This window comes from Pseudoalteromonas rhizosphaerae, assembly GCF_028885455.1.
GTDB lineage: Bacteria > Pseudomonadota > Gammaproteobacteria > Enterobacterales > Alteromonadaceae > Pseudoalteromonas > Pseudoalteromonas rhizosphaerae.
Genome location: NZ_CP118496.1, coordinates 1,443,391 through 1,462,156, shown reverse-complemented (window position 1 = coordinate 1,462,156; position 18,766 = coordinate 1,443,391). Strand labels below are relative to the sequence as shown.

Here is an 18,766-nt window from a genome sequence, read left to right as displayed (position 1 = left end):
AGCTCACTTCCAAGGTAGGAACGACCTTTATCCAACTTGTTGTGTTATAAGTAGCTAAAACAGCCGTTTAATTACTTTACTTACTCTGGTTGTCCAACATTAAACCAGACACTTGAGCCAGCTTTTGCTTGATTTTACTTGCCGGTAATTCAGGTTCAGCGGCCAACAGCAGTGCAATCATGCCCGTGCAATATGCCGCTGCGTAAGAAGTACCACCAAAACCACTGTATGCATTATTTTTCGCGGTTACCTTGGCGCTGTAACCTGGCATCCAAGCACTTACCGATTTACCAAAGTTACTGAAGCTTGCCGGCATACCGCCACTATTCATTGCGCCCACCACCACCGCAGACGCAATACTCGCCTCTGTGCTATTTGCTTTAATCATGTTTCCGCTGTTCCCGGCGGCTATAACTACCAGCGCACCTTTACCGCCTCGGCCGGTTTGTGCTAAGCCATCAATGGCATCTTTTATTGGTTCTAGTAGCAACTGCGTTTGCCAACTCATGTTAACAATGTCGGCTTGCGCCAGTTGCGCGATATGTAATGACTCCAATGTATGGCTTGTCCAGCTTTTTGTTTGTCTAATTGCAATAAGCTCGGCGTCGATTGCAAGGCCCGCCATTTCAGCTGGCAAAGCGTCATTTGCTCTGGCAAAAATCACTCCGACTACCTTAGTACCATGGATATCAAAACCGCTTTGCGGCTGTACGTCCTTGACTCTTCTTTCAATATCGTAGGTGAGTAATACCTTAGTTTTACTTAAGGCCTCATGTTTTAAATCAAAGCCATCATCGATAACAACTATTTTTACTCCTTCACCTTGAGTCGATTGTTGTAGTTGTTTTTGCCATTTCTCTAACTGAAATAAACGAAAAGGTAAGCTTTTCATAGAACCTGATTTCGACAAGGTTTTTGTTAACCATTGCGCAGCGTTATGATTTTCAACTTCGAGCTTACTTTTTATTTGTAAAATATCTGGTTGAGCATATATTACCCCCTCCAAACCACTGGCAATCGCTAGTGCACCAGTTAAGCGCTTTGCGGACGCGTCTTTTAGCGATACCACCATAAACTCGTGCTCTGCAAATGGCCCAAAGGTGGCTAGCTGACCAACATCTATTTTTTGTTTTAAAGCGTTTGCAACGTCACCGCCTATCCCAGCCTGTATTTTTATGATTATTCTGTTATTCAGCTCTACCAATTGTTCTGAATTAGCAAACTTATACACACTCTTAGGTTCAGCGCTGCTCTGTTCAAGCTTTATCTTATTGCCAAAATTAACAAACTCAATTCCCTGTGCATTCGTCGTACCAATAGATAAAACAACAAATATAAAGCACAGCACCAGCTTTAATCTTGTTAGATAAAAAAGCTGACAAACCTCTTTTTTACACATTGGTTACCACTCTTACAAACACCACAGTAAGTTACTAACTTAAAAGCTATAATAACACTCAATTACAGCCGTAAAATATAAGTATTAGTAAGGACCAGCACCAACAACAAGCCAATCTCTTACCAATACTTTGCGCCTTACGAAGCTAGTTCCTTGGTGGAAATGTACCATCTAGTGCCAATGCAAACTGAATCGCCAAAAATGGTTGGCGGTTTTCATGCCCAGCATTTGCCATGCCATTAGTACCAAGCGCAGCATAATCCATCGCTATCTGATCTTGCGCATTAGGTTCGTTGTCATAAGCAGTAAAGCCTGTAGACTGAGCGAGTAGATTCCCCTGCGCCGTATCAACCGTTCCGGCTAATGAAGTCGTACCATAAAAAGTATGGGTATGAGCAGGTAAGTTCGACTCATATAGCACAACTTCATTTTCGCCTTGCTTTTCGGTTAACATATTCGGTGTCAGGCCTGGACCTGTCCCCGTCCCCATCGGAACTCTACATTGTAAATTTGGCACCCCCATGGTGGTGCGACAATCACCACCAAAGTTACAGCCTATTACCGCAAAAAGTGCTGAATTTTGCGATATAGGTAGTAGTTGTCCTTCACAACTGGTCCACCACTCAGGTGTAAAATTGCAAACAAACATTCGAACTTCACCTAAAAAACAATCAGCCATTATTCTTCTCCTTAATTTCTAGGTGGATATATGCCATTTAGGCATATGATAAAATTAACCCCAAGGCTAGGCATTTTGTTTTCATGAGCATGATTGCTTCCCTTGGAGGCAATGATGCCGTCATACATAGCTGAAGGACCATCATTATACTGGGCCGTTGCTGGTTCACAGTACATATCAGCTTTACCCAACACTTGCCCACCAGGGCTTGTACCCGTAGCGGTGTTGTTACTTACCTGAAAATTATGGCTATGCGATGGTATTTGACTGATATCTAAGGTGACCGTTTCTACCCCTTTCATTGTTCCTATCTGTGTTGGCGTTAATCCGCGACCACTGCCGAACCCCATAGGTAATCGACCTCGCATATCAGGAAACCCAAAACTACTTCTACCATCTCCACCATAAGTATTCCCAAGCAAAGAGAATAATGCTTCATTCCCTGTAATTGCAGTGATCTGCCCGTAGCAAAACGCCCATTTAAATGGCGAGTAATTGCCGGCAAACATCGTTATCTGTCCAATAAACCCTTCCATTTACGACCTCCTTAGTTTCGGCTCGGATAAATGCCAGTGAGTGCAATGGCAAAGTTAAGGGATAAGCTGGGCTGCATATTATTGTGGCTCTGACCGCTACCAATGCTTGATACCGTGGAGTCTGAGGTATTTACCAAATTCGATGCTGCAGCATATATAGGCTCTGCCGTCTGCGTCGCCATTTGGTTTGGTCCCGGAACGTTAGCAAGCGTAAAGTTAGCCGTTTTCGTACTTGCTTGCATGGTGTGGGTGTGTGCAATATTTGCTAAGGTTAACGTTACGTTTTCAGCGCCACCAGCATTGCCTCTATCGTAACTAGCGTTTCCTAAGTCACCAAGCCCCACCGGCACTCTGCCACGAAAGTCTGGTAAACCAAAGGTTGTTCTACCATCACCACCATACGCGGTGCCGGTGAGAGAATAAAGCGCTGGATTTTGGCTAATTTGAATTAGCTGACCGTTACATAAAGACCAATTTTTAGGTGCCCAATTGTAGCCATAGAGGGTAACCTGTCCAATATAGGGTTCTGACATTATTAAACTCCTTTATGCTTCTTTTTTTATGCTGATAATTATTTGATACTTGTCTTTTTCGTATGCAGATAAAAACAGTGGCATTTCACCCAGCTTTTGATGCTTTAATGTATACGTATCATCAGTAAGCGGAAAATTTGATTTGGCAGTTAACGTTACAGAAAATCCTTCAAATTCATTACTGTTTAGCTTGCACTCATCAATAGCATCAACTTGCAACTCGTTTAGCTTATGCTTGCCATCGGCCGTAAAAACTTCAACATCCTGACCGATTAAGTCTTCAAATAAACTACTAGTTAGTTTCACAACACTTGCTCCTTTGCTCATTAAGTTAGACTCGCTCTTGTTAACTAAAAAACAGTTATTAATACCAATGATCAAGCGAGGCGCTTTATTACCTTTCGTTCATTACCCCTCTTTTTAAATTAACCTAAAGCTATATTCCTAAAAGCTGGCGGATACCAAATTAGTAACTCATAAGGAGCCTTAATTGATTCAATTTTAAAGCCTAGCTTTTGATATAAACGCTTTGCAGCAAAATTATGTTGCTCAACGGTCAGTGTTAAAGGTGCACCAGATTGTAATGCGGCACTTTGAAACGATTGAATTATCGCTGAGCCAAAACCATGCCCTCTCGCACTTGGTAAAAAGCCAATATCGACGATACGAATTTCATTTGGGCCAAAATCAATGGTTGCCTTACCGATTGCTTCATGATGTTTTTCAATAATAAAGTACATTGCATTGGGGAACTTATCGCCATACCCTTGGGTTTGAGCTTTAAACTGCATTTCCACAATTGACTCTACAAAATCTTTTTCGCCATCAATTAACTGTAAGTCTTGTCGCATTAAACTATGCAGCTTTTCTAAAAAAGGCTTATCGTTTGCATTTGACGGTCTTATATTTAAGCCCTTAGGAATATTAAGTTTCATTACCTCTTTAGCTCCTTAGCTTACTTTTTTTACTACAATATGTTTTTTCTTTAGAGTTCATAATTAAATCCAACAACCACTCATTAACATTACAGTCTATGACAAGGTTGATTCTTGGTGTATCACCAGTATTTATTACAGAATGTTCCGCATCGGCATTTATATACCAACAGCTGCTCTGACTTATTGGAACTTTTAAATCATCCACTAAAAATTCAACATGTTCAGATGTCTCTAAAGAAATATGAATACGTGCCTGGGCTGATAGCTCAATACTCAATCCAAGGTCTCGGTGGGGTTTAATCAAAGAGTTGGGGGAAAGGCGCATAAGCCGTGCAGATAAAATATTACATTTAAATTGTGACAATAACTCACTAATAGAAGGTAAATATTGAAGGTGATCGCCATCAATAAAACTTGAGCTAGACTCAATTGCGAAAGATTGCAGAATCACATGCTTATCAGCATGTTCAACAGGCACTCTTAAAGGCAATACATCCCAATCGCCCTGATAACACTGGGTATTAACATGTCTAACCCATTCTAATTTTTTTGCTACAAGCAAATCGGCAGACATCTTTTTTACATTATAAAAAATTTCAAGTTTGGCAAACGAAATGACTGGAGAGACTATATTCTCACCAGCATTAACAACTTCAGGAATAAGTATGTCATCATTCATTATTTGTTCTCAAACGAAGAGAATGAATGAGCAAGTATTTAATCTTAAAACAAAGTGTATACAGGATGGGGGTGAAATCGATTTCTGTATGTATATTGTTGCGGTATGTTGAGCTACTTTCACTCACTATAACGGCTTTAGCACATGACTCTAATTGCATTTTAAGTAAAGACTTTAAATAACAAATTATTGGTTTTGCGCGCCGTAAACGCTTTGTAAGCTGTGAACTTTGTGCTTCCATACTGAAGTATTCCTTTGATATCCAATTATCGCGCTAAATTCTATTAGGGAATTAATACTACATTCAGTTAAGAGCTTAGTTTAAAAGCTATAGGGTACAACTTTAATTTTCATTTATTTTATGTAGCTTTAATTTATTTGATTTATATCAAACATCATAAAAAACCATAAAAAATAAAAGGCTTAGTAAATGCAGCTTAATTTAAATTATCTTGAGCATGGCACAGGAGTGTTATAAAAAACATTACACGTTATTACATGGCATCATTGTTATTCTTATAAATAACTGCAGGCTTGATTTTGCTTAGCTTTATAATGAGCTCATATTTATATATTGCACAATTCGAGGACTATTCGTCCTATTTGGACAACTACCATGCGGCAGTGTATGTTGCCAAACAATTAAACTGCCCGCTTTTGCAGGCAAAGGCGTACTGTGCCATTGTTGGCAATTAAAATGATGTGGATTGGTGTTTTTAGGTAAGCTAGCAAGCCAGCCGTCTATTTTTTTATGAAAACCAGGAACACAACTAAACGCACCTTGATCAGCGGTAACGTCAGTAAGGTACAGTAACCCTTGCGTTGCAAAGGTGAGCGGTTTATTAAAATTAATATCCCAGTGCAGATTTGGCCCGGGAAACTGCCAACTCAATGTCTCTGGCGGGTTAAAACCAACCCTATCAGTACTTACAGTTAAATTACTTTTACCCCACAGTTGCTCAAAAACATCCCGCACCTGAGGCTGCTTCCGAATAGCTTGCATTGTTATATCATTAAAAATTTGTACCATAACTCCTTGTTTAAGATCATGATTTCGGTACCATGAGGCAGGATTGTTTTTATCCATATTCAAACGTTCATAAATCATATTACAAACGTTTTCACATAGCGTTTTTTCCACCAACTCAGGAATAATAACGTAACCATTATCATCCCAGCTTTGCCACTGCTGTGACGTTAAAACATAATGACGAGGCTGATTTAGTAATATTTTTTGTTGTTTTGGGTCTTTTTTCTGAAAAAATGCTGCTACCTTTTCATTTAACTTACTTTTAACTGTATTTGAAATAGCTATGCCATAACGCTGTTCTACCCAGTTTTCGAACGTTAAAAAACTATCCGATGAAAAAATGAATTCTATCGTCGGTGTGAGCCCTAAGCCTAAAGTATCCATGATCATGACATCAAGCGACCATTCGCCTTCTATTATTTTTTTATCCGCACAGCCTTGTTTTTGTAATTGCGCTTTGTGCCACATTCGTTTTAATTGAAATAAACCTAAACGCCCAGTTTCGTTATAACAAGGTAGTATGCTCTGCGCTGTTGTGTGCAGAGATGGCACTTTTGCTATCAATTCATTTTGCATAATAACTCCTTTTTCTTGCCTGATTTTAGACAAGCAAAACACCTTAAATTGATTTATTAACGCTAACTAAACTTAGTTAGAATAGAGTGCTATATTACTGTAAGCAACAATTGTAATTGCTAAATACAGGGAGTGGTATGAACACTGAGATTGAAAAAATTCTCGCCTTTCTTACTCATATTGGAATAAAGCACCGGTATGAAACGTTAAACGAAAAGACTTTTTTGCCGGGAATTAAAGTAGCTCAGGGAACTTTACTACTTGATTTAGAAAAATGCCTCTACCCTGGTGACATCCTTCATGAAGCTGGGCATATTGCAGTAACCTCAGAGACAAACAGAACCTGTTTAACCGGCGATATGAAAAACCATGATCACCAAGCCGCTGAAGAAATGACCGCGATTGCATGGTCATGGGCCGCAGCCTGTTACTTAAATATTGCACCCGATGTTTTATTTCATCAACACGGTTATAAAGGCAGTTCAGCTAGCTTAATAACCGCTTTTAGCAATAATACTGGCTTTGGCTATCCGCTGTTGTATTCATGGTTTATGTGCGAACAACCTGATCACCCCAACGGTTATCCAAACATGTTAAGGTGGCTTAGAGATGACGCCTACACACAAGCTCAACTAAAAAAATTACAATAAATACGATAAGGAACATACGTGCTTGATAATAACTTTTCCTCAGAGCAGCTTACTTTACTATGTGCTGACTTAGCTCAACTAAGATTAATAGCCGATTTAACACTTGCGCCTACTATGCCTTACTTTGCTGAAAAACCTTATCCAATTGGCCGCTGTAGAGAAATAAGAGACGAGGTATTTACATTACTACAAGCACAACTGCCGCACACAAACAAACCTGGGCTTAGCTTATTAAAAGGTCTTATTGCACAGGGCAATCCTTTACAAAAAGCATGGGGTTCACTGCGGGATGAGTATTTTCAAAACGCATTTATTATTGGTCCTTGGTATATTGATGTTTCTAACGACACCGTGAATGCCAATAAACCCAGAGTAGAGATTTTGCCTTTAGCGACATCAAACTTTACCCCAATTAAAGATTTTACTCAGTTTGTAAAAATAGCCCGTAACTATTGGAAAGTTGAGGTGTATAGAAATGATGTATGCCCAGCACTTGCGCCTTATATGCCACTTTTATGCGTTGGCGATAACGGTACTAGCTGGCTAGGAGCTGCAAACGACGACATGCTAAACATCGCAATAAACAGCCAATTTACCCAATCAAAAGCAATATTAAAAGTTCTGCCAAGCCCACCAAAAGAAATAATACAGCGCTGGCAATCGCTGTTATTAAACTTCACTCACGACCCTTTATTGATAACAAAAGGAGATGCAATCATCTTTTGTGATGAATACAGTAAAAAGTTACAGCACCCCGATCTAGCACACAGGGATGCCGCTGTGATTGCCTATTCATCGTTACCAAAGTCAGTGTGATTTAGAATATCAGTGCAACACTCATTGTAATGATGTGTAATAGAAAAGCCTGCCCTTGTCCCTGTACTCCTTAGAATTTATAAAGCGCTATGACACCTAGACTTATAGCGCTTTAACAAATTGTTAGCTAAAACGCTTGTAACCCCTGCCATGCCAATTGCAGCGCAAGTAAGGTTAAAACAACCCGAAAAATACGTTTAAACTTAGCCGCAGAAATCCGCTGTAATAACTGTAAACCAAGCCACGTGCCAAGCGCACCACTGATGATCATTGCCGCAACTAAAGGCAACCACTGCCAAAACGAAAAACCTACAAAGCCATACAAAATAGCTTTAAAAGTATGTTGCACACTCATACAAGCGGAAAAAGTAGCGGTATATCTTAGCTTTTCATAATTATTAACATACAAACAACTGCCCACTAACGGGCCACTTGCGCCAACAAACATCGATAAAAATGTTGTCACAGCACCAGCTGTACTGCGCCATAAAGCTGAGGTTTCACGCAACTTTGGCGTCACTCCCCATAATAAATAAAGTACAAACCCTGCCACGACAATTTTCATCAATTCAAGTGGAATACGGGTCACAATAGACGACGCAGCAAACGCACCAATAAGCCCACCGAGTGAAAAGTACGCAAACATACTTTTATCAAGGTGTTTAAAAGTCAGCATAAACCTATTGGCATTTGAGCCCAGCTGCACTAACCCATGCACCGGAATAACAATACTCATAGGCAATAACGACGCCATCACCACCAACAACATCAACCCGCCACCAGCACCAAAAGCCGCCGAAATCATCGACGTTACAGCCGATAATATAATAAGCCCAATCACGCTGAGCGGCGTTAATAAATCGCCAGCTAAAAATTCCATCTAAGACCACTTGGCAAGTAAAAGAGAATAATGACGTTAGCATGAGTAAAAATAAGATGCGAGTACCTAAAGCACCAGTAAAATGAAGCGCTTATTTCAATAAAATAAAAATAAGCGATGAGCTATTAAAACAATAAAACACCTCGCCTTAAACATAAAAAAACCCGCAAAATTGATTACTCAAATTGGTGGGTTTTTTAGGGTTTTTAAATCAACGAATTTAAAAACCGATATTGGTGGAGCTGGGGGGATTTGAACCCCCGTCCGAAAAGCCTCGATTGTTATAGGTAACTAATGAAAACAACAAGTTGCATTAAAATCAAAATGTTATTTACTTATAGAATCTAGTACGCTCTTGCGTAATCAATTGGTTTTGGGCAGTATATGGACACTAAAATTGAATATATCACTTAACTGATGTATATTTAGATATACTTAATTAGTAGAAAAACTTAAAATAAACAATAATTAATCCCTTAGTTAGGGGATCTCACTATCTATTAATCAATCATTTTGAATGTGTAAAGGATATATGCTTCCAAATCAGTTATTTTACCAAACTTGCGAGCAAGAAGGTGGTTATCAACAAGTCTATGATAACTCTCCATTCATAAGTGAGGACAACCCAAGGCAATGGCTTTCCCAAGGCTATTATTTTTGGATTGAAGATAAAGAGTTAGCTGTTATTTGGGGGGAAAAGGCTAAAAACAATATTTATTCAATTGTGGAGTTTGAACTTGATTTATCGGAATCAGGACAGATACTTGATCTTATAGGCAGCCCTAACGCTATAAATTACTTTAAACAATTAATTCATGATTACCTTGATAAAGTTCATAAAAACAAACAAAAAGGTAATCCATTAAGAGACATTTCTGTATCAGATATAATTAGACATTACAGAGCCGAAGCAGCTAAGGGAGAAATCATCTTCCCTTGGGCTGGAATAAAGTGTTGTGACATTGACACAAGACTTAAGCTCAAGTTCAGAAGAAATAAGCAAGAATTATTAGCACTTAATAACCGTCACCAACTTTGTTTGTTTGATATCAATGAAAAAGTTATTAGCAGAAAAAGATTAATACACCCAGTAGAGTGGGTTGCTTAAGGAGGTTTTATGGATATATTTGAAGAAAGCTTACAATCAATCAAAAAGCATTTGGATAAAGTCTCAGTTGAAGAATTTCAGGAAGAAGCTCTCAAACATGCTCGTTTTTCTGGAGTTAGTGCCGCTGACGTTATCGGATACTCAGATAATAATAACTTAGTTATAGAACATTACGATATTGTATTTCAATCACAGCAAGCAGTTGGAATTAATTTCAAAGGAACAGGCCCAAAATTTATGTTATTTGGAACAGCTTGTAATGAAGAACAATTAGAGAAGGCGGCATAATGTCAATTCAATTTAATGGTGGAAGAATGACTCTTCTCGAGATTCATGCTTCTCCTAGTATTTTCTCGGATTTTTCTAATTCCAAGGATAGTGAATCAGGAGTCGAAGAGTTTAGTGTATCTTCGGCTTTTTCTGATGAAGATGAGCACCATTATCAAGTTGAGTTTAGAATGAAAATTGTTTCTTCCGATGGCGCTTTAATTAATCTTAAGTATCTAGCTAATTTCTCTCGAGAAGAAGGCATTGATGATGAGTTTAAAAAATCACCATTTTTGTTTGTAAACTCCCCAGCAATTGCTTACCCATACCTTAGAGCGTCTGTCAGCTCGGTATTAATTAACTCTGGCTTAGAAAATATAATACTCCCTACAATAAATTTTCAAGCGATGTACAACGAAGAGATAAAACCGAATTTAGAATAGTATTCAATATATTGCGGGCCCAAACTTTATAGCATCCTCTAAATGACTTGGTGCAAAGTGCGCGTAAACCATAGTTTGCTCAATCTTTGCATGACCAAGTATCTGCTGTAATACTAAAATATTACCTCCGTTCATCATAAAGTGACTAGCGAAAGTATGCCTTAAAACATGGCTACATTGCCCTTTAGGTAAATTAATATCCGTTTTATTGACAGCCCTTTCAAACGCCTTTCGACAGTCAGCAAATAATGGCCCTGATTTTTTAGGGATCTCATTAAACAGCTTTTCACTAATTGGTACAGTTCGGTTCTTTTTACCCTTGGTATTAATAAAGGTGATGCGATAGCTATCGCCTGATTTTATAACCTGAGAACCTTTTAAATTACAAGCTTCACTTATCCTACAACCTGTTGCCAAACAAATTTTAGACACGATTAAAATATGCGGATTAGTAGAGCGCTTTAACTCATTTAGTAGTGTAATTATTTCGTCTTCCATCAAAAATGAAAGCTCAGTTTGTTGCAGTTTGAAAGGCTTAATTTCAGCTAAGGGATTCGGATATTTTAACTCCCCTACTTCAATTAACTTATTGAACATACTCTTAATTAATACAAGGTCGTTGTTCGCGGTTTTTGGGCTTATTGGTGTTTCACCCGACATACGTTCACCACGCCATTTAACAAAATCTTTAGCTTGTAAATTCATAGCAATTGGATTGTTCAGCGCTTCACAAATCATTTCTAATTTAGCTAAAGCACGTTGAGGGGAAGCATAAGTTTGACCATGTACTTTGTACCAAAGCTGGACTAAATCAGATAAGTGACGGCCATCAATTTTCTCTTGTTTCCAAGGCTTATCTTCCGCCTCCGCAATAGTATGATTTACAAATCGTTGCGCCTCGCCACGTGTAGGAAAAACCTTTCTAATCCTACGGCCATCAGCACCCCACGGGCGAATATCAACTTTATAACCACCATTAACTTTTTTTATTGTCATTTAATTTCTCATTTGTATGTAATGGTCAATAAAATTTGGCCATTATTTTAAACCTTTTTCTCTTTGTGTGATTCAATCTCTTTGACCAGCTTTTCATGCATGAATTTTTTTTGTAAATCGTCTGTCATATAAAGGTCTTTAATTTGACTATGGATAATGTCTGCTATCTGAGTTATTTCAACACCTTTCTGAGGAGTTATTAGTTCATATACAGTTGCGTTGAATACGCCGTTTATAAGCCCTTTTTCAAATTCAACACTCTTCTCCTCAACTGTTTTTTCTACTTCTTCAATACCAAATATCAAATAATCAATTCGAACCTTTTTATCAATCGCCACTTTCAAACATACATCCCAAGGAATAATCTCCTTTAATCTGCAGTTTGATGCCCAATTAGTTTTGTATCCAAACTCTAATGATAATTCTTTTAAAGTCCTTAAATTACAAGCCTCTAAGAGCCTTTCAAAAATATCTGTAACATTTACTTTCATATAAAACCCCAAAAAATTCTAAATTCAGCTTGAATACCCATAAAAACGATCGTAACATTAAAATATAGGTATTTAATTATGTAAAACCTAAAATATAACGCAAGAAGTGAATTGGCCATGTCATTTACACTAAGCTAACGCTATGCGTTTACATTACAACGAATTATATCTCTTAAGTGGGATATATAAAAACCAATCACTTGAATAGAGATAGCAATTATGAATAAACAACTTATTTTATCTATTCCAGCACCTATCCTGACATACCAAGAGTATGCACGCTTACAGGGGCTAACAGTGAAAGACGTTGTTAATGCCGTTTTTGCAGGAAGATTGCCAACTTATACACCTCCATGCTCGCCAAGTGAAAATCCAGCAAGAGTAAAAAAATATATCAACATGATTGCGCTTTATGCCGAAGCAGCAAAAGCAGCAAATATTGATCTTGCTATAACGTCGAAAGCCTAAATATGAAATTCTATCTTCAATACGTTTCAGGCACAGAAGAATACGCATTAGGTTTCAATAAAATTGAACACCCGCTTATGTATTCGTCACGTTCAGAAGCAATGGCTTTTTGCATTGACTACTGTAACGGTGAACCGTTTGAGATAATTGATGTAGATGATAAAAACTGGCAAGAGCTTTTTGATTCTGGAGTGTTCGACTATGAACCAGAATTCTAAAAATCCAGTTCAGAACCTAACAAAAATCGATTACTTAACTATCGTTTTCTCTCCTAACGAGGTTGCCCGTTGCCGTTTTGATGCAAAATTAGCCTTTGGTAACGGGGACTTTTCTTCATATAAAGAAGCTTATAACGCTATGTTATGCGCTGAACTTTTTGAAAATAATGCTACAGACGACTTTGCTGCGGATGCTGAACAATCAAACTTTGATATACAAAACAATACCGCAACTGATGATTTAGAAGTTGATGTAAGCGAATCGGTTATTTTTAACTCTGATTATTTCTATAACGAGCTATTTGAAAGTAACTTAGCTGGTTCTTCAAAATACCGTAAATACAAGTCTATTAAAGAAATCCCAGAGGAAGATAGAAAGCACTTCCTTAAAAATATAGTAAGAAAAACAAAACGCTATAAAACACTTACCTCACTAATTGAAGGTGATATTTCTAAATTTATGCACCTTTTAAATACTGAAGTAGCAACCGCTGCTGATCGTTTAACCAGTGACACATTGAGCTGGTCTTACCGTGATAACTCGGGTGGCATGTTTACATATGAAAAATCAGCAACGCTTTATCGTCACGATGTAAATTCAGGTGTTATTGCATGGGGGGCTAATAATGGCGGTGTAATGATTTCCTTTACGGGCACTGGTTGTGCTGGTTTAGATATTCCCAAATTACATTCTATGATTCAAAAAATGCCCAATGTAAAAATCACTCGTTTAGATATTGCTTACGATGATTATGAAGGTAATAGAACCATACAAGATTACTTTCAAAACTTAGAAGAAGGTGCGTTCTGTAAAACCAACCAAAAGCCTAAATGGTCACTCATTAAAACTGGCGAATTACAAAAAATAAGCCCTGAAGAACAAGGTTTATGGAGAAAAAAACACGGTTGGCAAAAACGCTATGACTGTGTGGCCAATGGCGGAAATACACTTTACGTAGGAAGTCGGAAAAATGGAAAAATGGCGCGTATGTATGAAAAAGGTAAGCAAATGGAAAGTGAATCTCAACCTAATTGGGTTCGGGCTGAGCTTGAGCTTAGGAGTATTGACCGTGTTATCTCCTTGGATGCACTTCTCAATACCGATGCCGTTTTTGCTGCTGCCTATCCCGCTTTTGCTTTTATTACTGCTGAACGTCTTGAAATCAGAACTACCAGTAGAGAGAGAATAAATAACGGACTTTTAGTCGCTGACCGTTTACAACGTTACTGTAAGCAGTCTTACGGGAAGCTATTAAATTTTTTACGTCATATAAAAGAGCTATCAGATAAAGACATAATCGATCAACTAACTAAAGGGTTAGATTCTTCGGATGTTCCAGATTCGATTAACCAAGATGGTATTACTCCTGAATATCTAATTTTTTTGCGGCATGCAAAAGAGCTATCAGATAAAGACATAATCGATAAATTAACTAAAGGCTTAAACCCTTGGGATATACCCAAGTCAATAATTGAAGCCACAATTACACCACCTAATCAAATGGAGTTTTTAACATGAAAGTAATTTTATTATCTGCGGCAATGGGTCGTGGTGTGTCTAGTAAATCAGGTGCAGCTAAACCCTACTCTTTTTCGTCTATCTCTTACTTAGTTCCTGAGCAAGACTACATTCAAGGTGACCACAATATTCAAAAATGTGGCTTTGAACCTAAGAGCGTAGAAATGATGGAAGACCAAACCTTGTATAACAAATTCAAAGCTATAACTGATGAGCATGGTATCTGTGAAGTTGATTTAGTTTTACAGCCAGACCCTAGAAATATGTCACGCAATATTGTTGCTGATGTTCAGTTGGTTTAATAAGTATGAGTTCAAAGCCATCACTAGACAAAATACTTTTTTACCATCTTATTGAATTTGCTCTAAGTAAAGATCCTGAGTTTTATAAATTTATAAATTCTAATTATTCTTTGATCATTTCACATATAGAGCTTGATGCTCTACTTAAACAGCATAAATTAGATTTAAGAAATGAAGAATATAAAAACCTAAAGGTTAATAAGTAGTGTCTCAATGTGTCGCTATCCAACCAGACCAAACACTAAAAATTTCTAACGGTGTTTGTGATTTTGTGATTGTTACACATGCTGAGTTTGAACAAATTCAGCAACACGGATTAGTAAACGTTCTGAATGAATTGTTTGCTTTTGACTTGGCCACCTTTGGCCTAATAAACACAGCGGCTTTAGTCGCTTTTATAACTGCTCATTGTATCGGTCGTGTAGTCCGAGTAATGGGCAAAACTTAACTCCTATAAGGAATATCAACATGAAAAAACTTAAAAACATCTTAGCTACAAAACGTGCAAAAGCAGGCCTTTTGCTAACTTCTACTCTTGGTTCTGCATCCGCTTTTGCTGCTGATCATACTGAAACAATTAATGCTGCTGTTGCTGATGGAACAACTAACTACACGGCAATTATTACAGGTGTAATTACTGTTGCAGCCGTTGGCTTTGCTATTGGCATGATTATTCGCCAGTTCAACCGTTAACAGTGGTTACTTCAATTGGCCTTGCTTGCTTTCTTGTTTGGTGCTTTGTAGAGGGCTTTTCAAGCGGTGTAAGAGCTAGTTAACAATGGCGGGTAAAACCGCCATATCCTAACGTCATTTCACACTGTTTTGACTAACAATTAAATACCAACTTATTTGCATCATGGTTGCTTTTATACGAATTGTGTCTGCTTTTATGTTTGTTAAAAAAAACTTGGAATATATATATGACTGACTCAAATGAAGATTTCATTCAAAAAGAACTTGATGATTACGCTATACGTCATAAAAAACGATTGATTCTCCGTGAAAATTCACAATCTCATGAGCGATTTAATAAACCTTATATGAGTTTCATTATTTACTTTATGGTTTTGATATCACTTAGTATTTTTTCTTTTGTTTTTTATGACGTTCTTACTAATGGAGTTTAGCTTTATTAACGTCATTTCACACTGTTGGTAATATTAATGAAACTATTAATTAAAATGCTAGCGCTTAATTGCGCTTTTTTTTGCTTCAAATCTTACTCAGTTGATAAAATTCCAGCAATCAATGAAGGTATATATACCTATGAGTGTGATTATGAAGATAGCACTTTCAGGGTAACTGAAAATAATTTTTCAGAATGTGAAGCTGTAATAAAGGATGGGATCTTAGTCTATGGTTATTTTCCATCAGTGCGGGAAGGTTTTACGCAATATCAGCCAACCTCAGCACCAACCTGTAAGTACAGAGATTTACTTAATGATGGTAGTAATTATTTTGTTACTTGCTCAGGTTCTTTTGAGTCATCCCCTCTAGACCCCGAATCCACCGAAAACCCAAAACGATGGACTAGTGAAGTTATAGGTAAACTATCTGATAGGCAGCAAGACTCAGAATCTTTTTTATGCCCTGACCCAAACTACCCTAACGGCCCTACTGAATACAACCATGAAATGTGGTGTTATGAACTAGAGCAAGAATTAGATCCTGATTGCCCAGCCCCTACAGATTCAGACCCTTTTGTATTTGGTACAGGCTCTGGACAAACTAGCATATGTTTTCCTGTTTCAGATGGTCGTCAATGTGAGATTAAAACCGATGTTAATGGAGGTTATTATATTCCTGTTTCTTTTGGCTCTATTGAACCAGTTCCGTGCACACCAGACCCTGAACCTACCCCAGACCCTGAACCAGAACCAGAACCAGACCCTGAACCAACAGAGCCTCCAGATACAAGGCCTCCGCCAGAAGATACCGACCCAACTGTAAGCCCCGATACAATAGGTGCTTTAAACAAAGTAAATAAAAACTTAGATTCTATAAACAAAAATATGATTAGTGGATATGAATCAAATGATGAACGCCTAGATCGTTTAGCTAAAGAGACTCAAAACTCAAATGAACTACTTTCATCAATTAAAAAAAACACATTAGAAGATAATGACACTTTAACTGATATAAAAACAGGTCAAGCCAACGCCAACAACTTACTTGAAAAAATAGAAAAAAATACTGCACCTGAGAGCTTTATTTTTTCAGCTACTCGCAAGCAAGGCGGCTTAAACGATATTTTTACTGATGAAGATATACAGCAAATAAAAACTGAGATTGAAGAAAAACAGACTGAATTTAATGAATATATTGAAACCATAAAATCAGAGTCTTCTAGTCTTTTTACGTTAGATACTTCTATTGCTGGCGGTTACCAAGAGCACAAAATAGTTGTTAAAGGTGTAGAAATCGAAACGGGTATTTCTCGTTTTTCTGACTTCTTTAAACTTATTTCAGGTGCAATTTTACTTGTTGCAACACTAACCGCTCTTTATATATTGCTAGGGAGAAATGGCTAATGAAAAACCTTATTTTATTAATTTTCTTTTTATTACCTCTATTTACTTTTGCTGATACCTACGAGGGTGCAGCTGGTGCAGCAAAATCATTTGGTGATTACATTACTGATTTCTGGGATTTCTTTGATAATGATGTACCAAGTTTTTTTGATAGGGCATTAGCTTTTATCGTTGAAAAAGTAACGTTAATTAGAATAACCATGGAAATACAAACAATGAAATTAGCATGGACTACAGCTAAGGCCATCATGGAAAACTTTCAAATCGCATCAAAACTAGCAAGCGCTATAAGTGTTTTGCCTCAAGATGTAAAAGGCGCTTTAGTAGATTTAAGGATTTTAGACGGTGTAAATATTGTTCTTCAAGCATATGTAGCTAGATACGTATTAAGGTTTTTATAATGGCTTCCTCAATTTTTCATGGTGCACCAGGTTCTTTTAAATCTGCTAGCGCTACTTGGTTTGAAGTTCTTCCAGCTTTAAGAAAAGGCCGCTTAGTCGTTACGAATATAGAGGGTATTTTACCGCTCGATGAAATTGAAACTGAGTTACAAGAAACCTTTCCTGAAACTGCCCAACTTTGGCGTTTATCATCACAAAATGAAGAAGGCCAGCACCTTTGGCGTAATTGGTATCATTGGATGCCTACTGGCGCACTCGTTTTAATAGATGAAGTGCAAGACGTTTACCCAACTGAATCAACGTTCAAGCCAGAATCTTGTAACTATAAGCACATTGATAATTACAAAGATTTGATACCCGAACATTGGTATTTATACCATTATGAGCAACTAGAAAACTTTAAACCTGAAAGCTTAACTAGTGGTGATACTGACGATTTAGGAAAGGAGTTATTTAACGAACATGGCCATATTATTTACCCCAAAACACTCAAAGAGTGTTACATGCGACACCGCAAATACAACTGGGACATTATCGTCTGTACGCCTGACATTACCAGCGTCCACAAATACATTCGGAACGTCAGCCAGTATGCCTATGCGCACAAATATTTTGACGGACTCGCAAAAATCCCTTACTACTACAGACGGCCAAGAATATTTGAGCACAACCCAAAACTTGACGGTAAAACACCAACCAAAGGAACAATCCTCACTTGGAAAAAAATCCCAGTCGAAGTGCACAAATGCTACAAGTCGACCGCTACCGGCGGTATTACAAAAGGACAAGGTAAGAATTTCTTATTCAGTCCTATTTTTGCCTTTCCAGTTACTATTGTCTTTTTGTGCCTATTGTTTTGGGTATGGTATTTTTCCAGTGCTGAAACAAGTGTGGAAACTAACCAAGTCACCACTAATCAAAGCTTTGAAAGTGTTAAAAAAGATATTGGTTCTAATAGTCGTAATGTTAATAGTCAGATTTCTATTAGTGAGCCTGTTTTTGTAAATTTACCGTACGGTGCAACTGATATTTTTGTTACTGGTATACAAGAAGTGAAGCGGCCAGACCGAACACATCGAGAATATATTTTTGAATTTATAACTGAAAAATATGGTGTATTTAGTATCGACTCATACGAGCTAGCTAGTATGGGTTTTAGTATTCAATATTTTAGTTCGTGTAATGTTCTTATCAAAAATAGTGCTATTGCTTATCGTGCACTATGCAGCCCAAACCCTTATGAACAACCAAAGCAAGAAAATGACGATTTAGAAACACCTTCTTTATTTTCATCTTTATAGACAGT

The 18,766-nt window shown here is 37.6% G+C and carries 25 protein-coding genes; 14 read left to right on the top strand and 11 right to left on the bottom strand.

Going from position 1 to position 18,766, the window contains the following annotated elements:
• Window positions 1-76 precede the first annotated feature (76 nt).
• The 8 genes from PVK79_RS06230 to PVK79_RS06195 all read right to left on the bottom strand — a co-directional run bounded on the left by PVK79_RS06230 (window position 77) and on the right by PVK79_RS06195 (window position 6,370).
• On the bottom strand, window positions 77-1,399 hold the full coding sequence (locus PVK79_RS06230) for a S8 family peptidase (RefSeq protein WP_257325518.1): 1,323 nt from the start codon (window positions 1,397-1,399) through the stop codon (window positions 77-79).
• A gap of 145 nt (window positions 1,400-1,544) precedes the next feature.
• The gene (locus tag PVK79_RS06225) at window positions 1,545-2,078 is read right to left on the bottom strand and encodes a phage tail protein (protein WP_257325517.1); all 534 of its coding nucleotides are present in this window, start codon (window positions 2,076-2,078) and stop codon (window positions 1,545-1,547) included.
• Between the two features lie 11 nt (window positions 2,079-2,089).
• A complete protein-coding gene (locus PVK79_RS06220) occupies window positions 2,090-2,614 on the bottom strand; it encodes a phage tail protein (protein WP_257325516.1) in 525 nt (174 codons plus the stop codon).
• Window positions 2,615-2,625: 11 nt separating this feature from the next.
• Entirely contained in the window at window positions 2,626-3,147 is a 522-nt protein-coding gene (locus PVK79_RS06215) for a phage tail protein (protein WP_099028543.1), read from the bottom strand.
• A 12-nt stretch (window positions 3,148-3,159) separates the two neighbouring features.
• A complete protein-coding gene (locus PVK79_RS06210; protein ID WP_223192109.1) occupies window positions 3,160-3,453 on the bottom strand; it encodes a DUF6916 family protein in 294 nt (97 codons plus the stop codon).
• Window positions 3,454-3,572: 119 nt separating this feature from the next.
• Window positions 3,573-4,082, bottom strand: coding sequence for a GNAT family N-acetyltransferase (locus PVK79_RS06205; protein ID WP_182731105.1), 510 nt, complete (start codon window positions 4,080-4,082; stop codon window positions 3,573-3,575).
• 7 nt (window positions 4,083-4,089) lie between these two features.
• The gene (locus PVK79_RS06200) at window positions 4,090-4,764 is read right to left on the bottom strand and encodes an aspartyl/asparaginyl beta-hydroxylase domain-containing protein (protein ID WP_145242937.1); all 675 of its coding nucleotides are present in this window, start codon (window positions 4,762-4,764) and stop codon (window positions 4,090-4,092) included.
• Between the two features lie 550 nt (window positions 4,765-5,314).
• Window positions 5,315-6,370: a phytanoyl-CoA dioxygenase family protein gene (locus PVK79_RS06195; RefSeq protein ID WP_257325515.1), complete on the bottom strand. Its 1,056-nt coding sequence runs from the start codon at window positions 6,368-6,370 to the stop codon at window positions 5,315-5,317.
• A 137-nt stretch (window positions 6,371-6,507) separates the two neighbouring features.
• On the opposite strand from PVK79_RS06195, the gene PVK79_RS06190 reads away from it, so the two are divergent.
• Complete coding sequence (locus PVK79_RS06190) at window positions 6,508-7,020, top strand: hypothetical protein (RefSeq protein WP_257325513.1); 513 nt, start codon at window positions 6,508-6,510, stop codon at window positions 7,018-7,020.
• A gap of 18 nt (window positions 7,021-7,038) precedes the next feature.
• On the top strand, window positions 7,039-7,836 hold the full coding sequence (locus tag PVK79_RS06185; protein ID WP_145242932.1) for a hypothetical protein: 798 nt from the start codon (window positions 7,039-7,041) through the stop codon (window positions 7,834-7,836).
• Between the two features lie 127 nt (window positions 7,837-7,963).
• On the opposite strand, the gene PVK79_RS06180 is transcribed toward PVK79_RS06185, so the two are convergent.
• Window positions 7,964-8,716 carry a sulfite exporter TauE/SafE family protein gene (locus PVK79_RS06180; RefSeq protein WP_182734375.1) on the bottom strand — a complete coding sequence of 251 codons (753 nt, stop codon included), beginning with the start codon at window positions 8,714-8,716 and terminating at the stop codon, window positions 7,964-7,966.
• Window positions 8,717-9,248: 532 nt separating this feature from the next.
• On the opposite strand from PVK79_RS06180, the gene PVK79_RS06175 reads away from it, so the two are divergent.
• From PVK79_RS06175 to PVK79_RS06165, 3 genes are read left to right on the top strand one after another with little or no spacing between them, the layout of a single operon-like run.
• Window positions 9,249-9,824: a hypothetical protein gene (locus PVK79_RS06175; protein ID WP_274804070.1), complete on the top strand. Its 576-nt coding sequence runs from the start codon at window positions 9,249-9,251 to the stop codon at window positions 9,822-9,824.
• 9 nt (window positions 9,825-9,833) lie between these two features.
• Complete coding sequence (locus PVK79_RS06170; RefSeq protein WP_274804069.1) at window positions 9,834-10,112, top strand: hypothetical protein; 279 nt, start codon at window positions 9,834-9,836, stop codon at window positions 10,110-10,112.
• Window positions 10,112-10,534 (top strand): protein-export chaperone SecB, encoded by a 423-nt coding sequence (locus tag PVK79_RS06165; RefSeq protein ID WP_274804068.1) that lies wholly within the window; start codon window positions 10,112-10,114, stop codon window positions 10,532-10,534. Before PVK79_RS06170 ends, PVK79_RS06165 begins: the two co-directional genes overlap by 1 nt.
• A gap of 3 nt (window positions 10,535-10,537) precedes the next feature.
• Here PVK79_RS06165 and PVK79_RS06160 read toward each other — a convergent pair whose 3' ends face one another.
• Together PVK79_RS06160 and PVK79_RS06155 are read right to left on the bottom strand one after the other, a co-directional pair.
• The gene (locus PVK79_RS06160) at window positions 10,538-11,530 is read right to left on the bottom strand and encodes a phage integrase (RefSeq protein ID WP_274804067.1); all 993 of its coding nucleotides are present in this window, start codon (window positions 11,528-11,530) and stop codon (window positions 10,538-10,540) included.
• A gap of 47 nt (window positions 11,531-11,577) precedes the next feature.
• Window positions 11,578-12,021, bottom strand: a complete 444-nt coding sequence (locus PVK79_RS06155) for a hypothetical protein (protein WP_274804066.1) — start codon at window positions 12,019-12,021, stop codon at window positions 11,578-11,580.
• Window positions 12,022-12,240: 219 nt separating this feature from the next.
• Between PVK79_RS06155 and PVK79_RS06150 the strand changes: the two genes are divergently transcribed.
• From PVK79_RS06150 to PVK79_RS06110, 9 genes are all read left to right on the top strand, one after another.
• Window positions 12,241-12,489: a DNA-binding protein gene (locus tag PVK79_RS06150; protein ID WP_274804065.1), complete on the top strand. Its 249-nt coding sequence runs from the start codon at window positions 12,241-12,243 to the stop codon at window positions 12,487-12,489.
• Window positions 12,490-12,491: 2 nt separating this feature from the next.
• Window positions 12,492-12,707 (top strand): hypothetical protein, encoded by a 216-nt coding sequence (locus tag PVK79_RS06145; protein WP_274804064.1) that lies wholly within the window; start codon window positions 12,492-12,494, stop codon window positions 12,705-12,707.
• A complete protein-coding gene (locus tag PVK79_RS06140) occupies window positions 12,691-14,226 on the top strand; it encodes a replication initiation factor domain-containing protein (protein WP_274804063.1) in 1,536 nt (511 codons plus the stop codon). The genes PVK79_RS06145 and PVK79_RS06140 overlap by 17 nt, the downstream gene beginning before the upstream one ends.
• Complete coding sequence (locus tag PVK79_RS06135) at window positions 14,223-14,528, top strand: hypothetical protein (protein WP_274804062.1); 306 nt, start codon at window positions 14,223-14,225, stop codon at window positions 14,526-14,528. Before PVK79_RS06140 ends, PVK79_RS06135 begins: the two co-directional genes overlap by 4 nt.
• 205 nt (window positions 14,529-14,733) lie before the next feature.
• Complete coding sequence (locus tag PVK79_RS06130) at window positions 14,734-14,976, top strand: hypothetical protein (protein WP_274804061.1); 243 nt, start codon at window positions 14,734-14,736, stop codon at window positions 14,974-14,976.
• 20 nt (window positions 14,977-14,996) lie between these two features.
• Complete coding sequence (locus tag PVK79_RS06125) at window positions 14,997-15,221, top strand: hypothetical protein (RefSeq protein ID WP_274804060.1); 225 nt, start codon at window positions 14,997-14,999, stop codon at window positions 15,219-15,221.
• Between the two features lie 470 nt (window positions 15,222-15,691).
• The gene (locus tag PVK79_RS06120; protein ID WP_274804059.1) at window positions 15,692-17,059 is read left to right on the top strand and encodes a hypothetical protein; all 1,368 of its coding nucleotides are present in this window, start codon (window positions 15,692-15,694) and stop codon (window positions 17,057-17,059) included.
• Window positions 17,059-17,460, top strand: coding sequence for a DUF2523 family protein (locus PVK79_RS06115; protein ID WP_274804058.1), 402 nt, complete (start codon window positions 17,059-17,061; stop codon window positions 17,458-17,460). The genes PVK79_RS06120 and PVK79_RS06115 overlap by 1 nt, the downstream gene beginning before the upstream one ends.
• Window positions 17,460-18,761, top strand: coding sequence for a zonular occludens toxin domain-containing protein (locus tag PVK79_RS06110; RefSeq protein WP_274804057.1), 1,302 nt, complete (start codon window positions 17,460-17,462; stop codon window positions 18,759-18,761). The genes PVK79_RS06115 and PVK79_RS06110 overlap by 1 nt, the downstream gene beginning before the upstream one ends.
• Window positions 18,762-18,766: the final 5 nt, after the last annotated feature.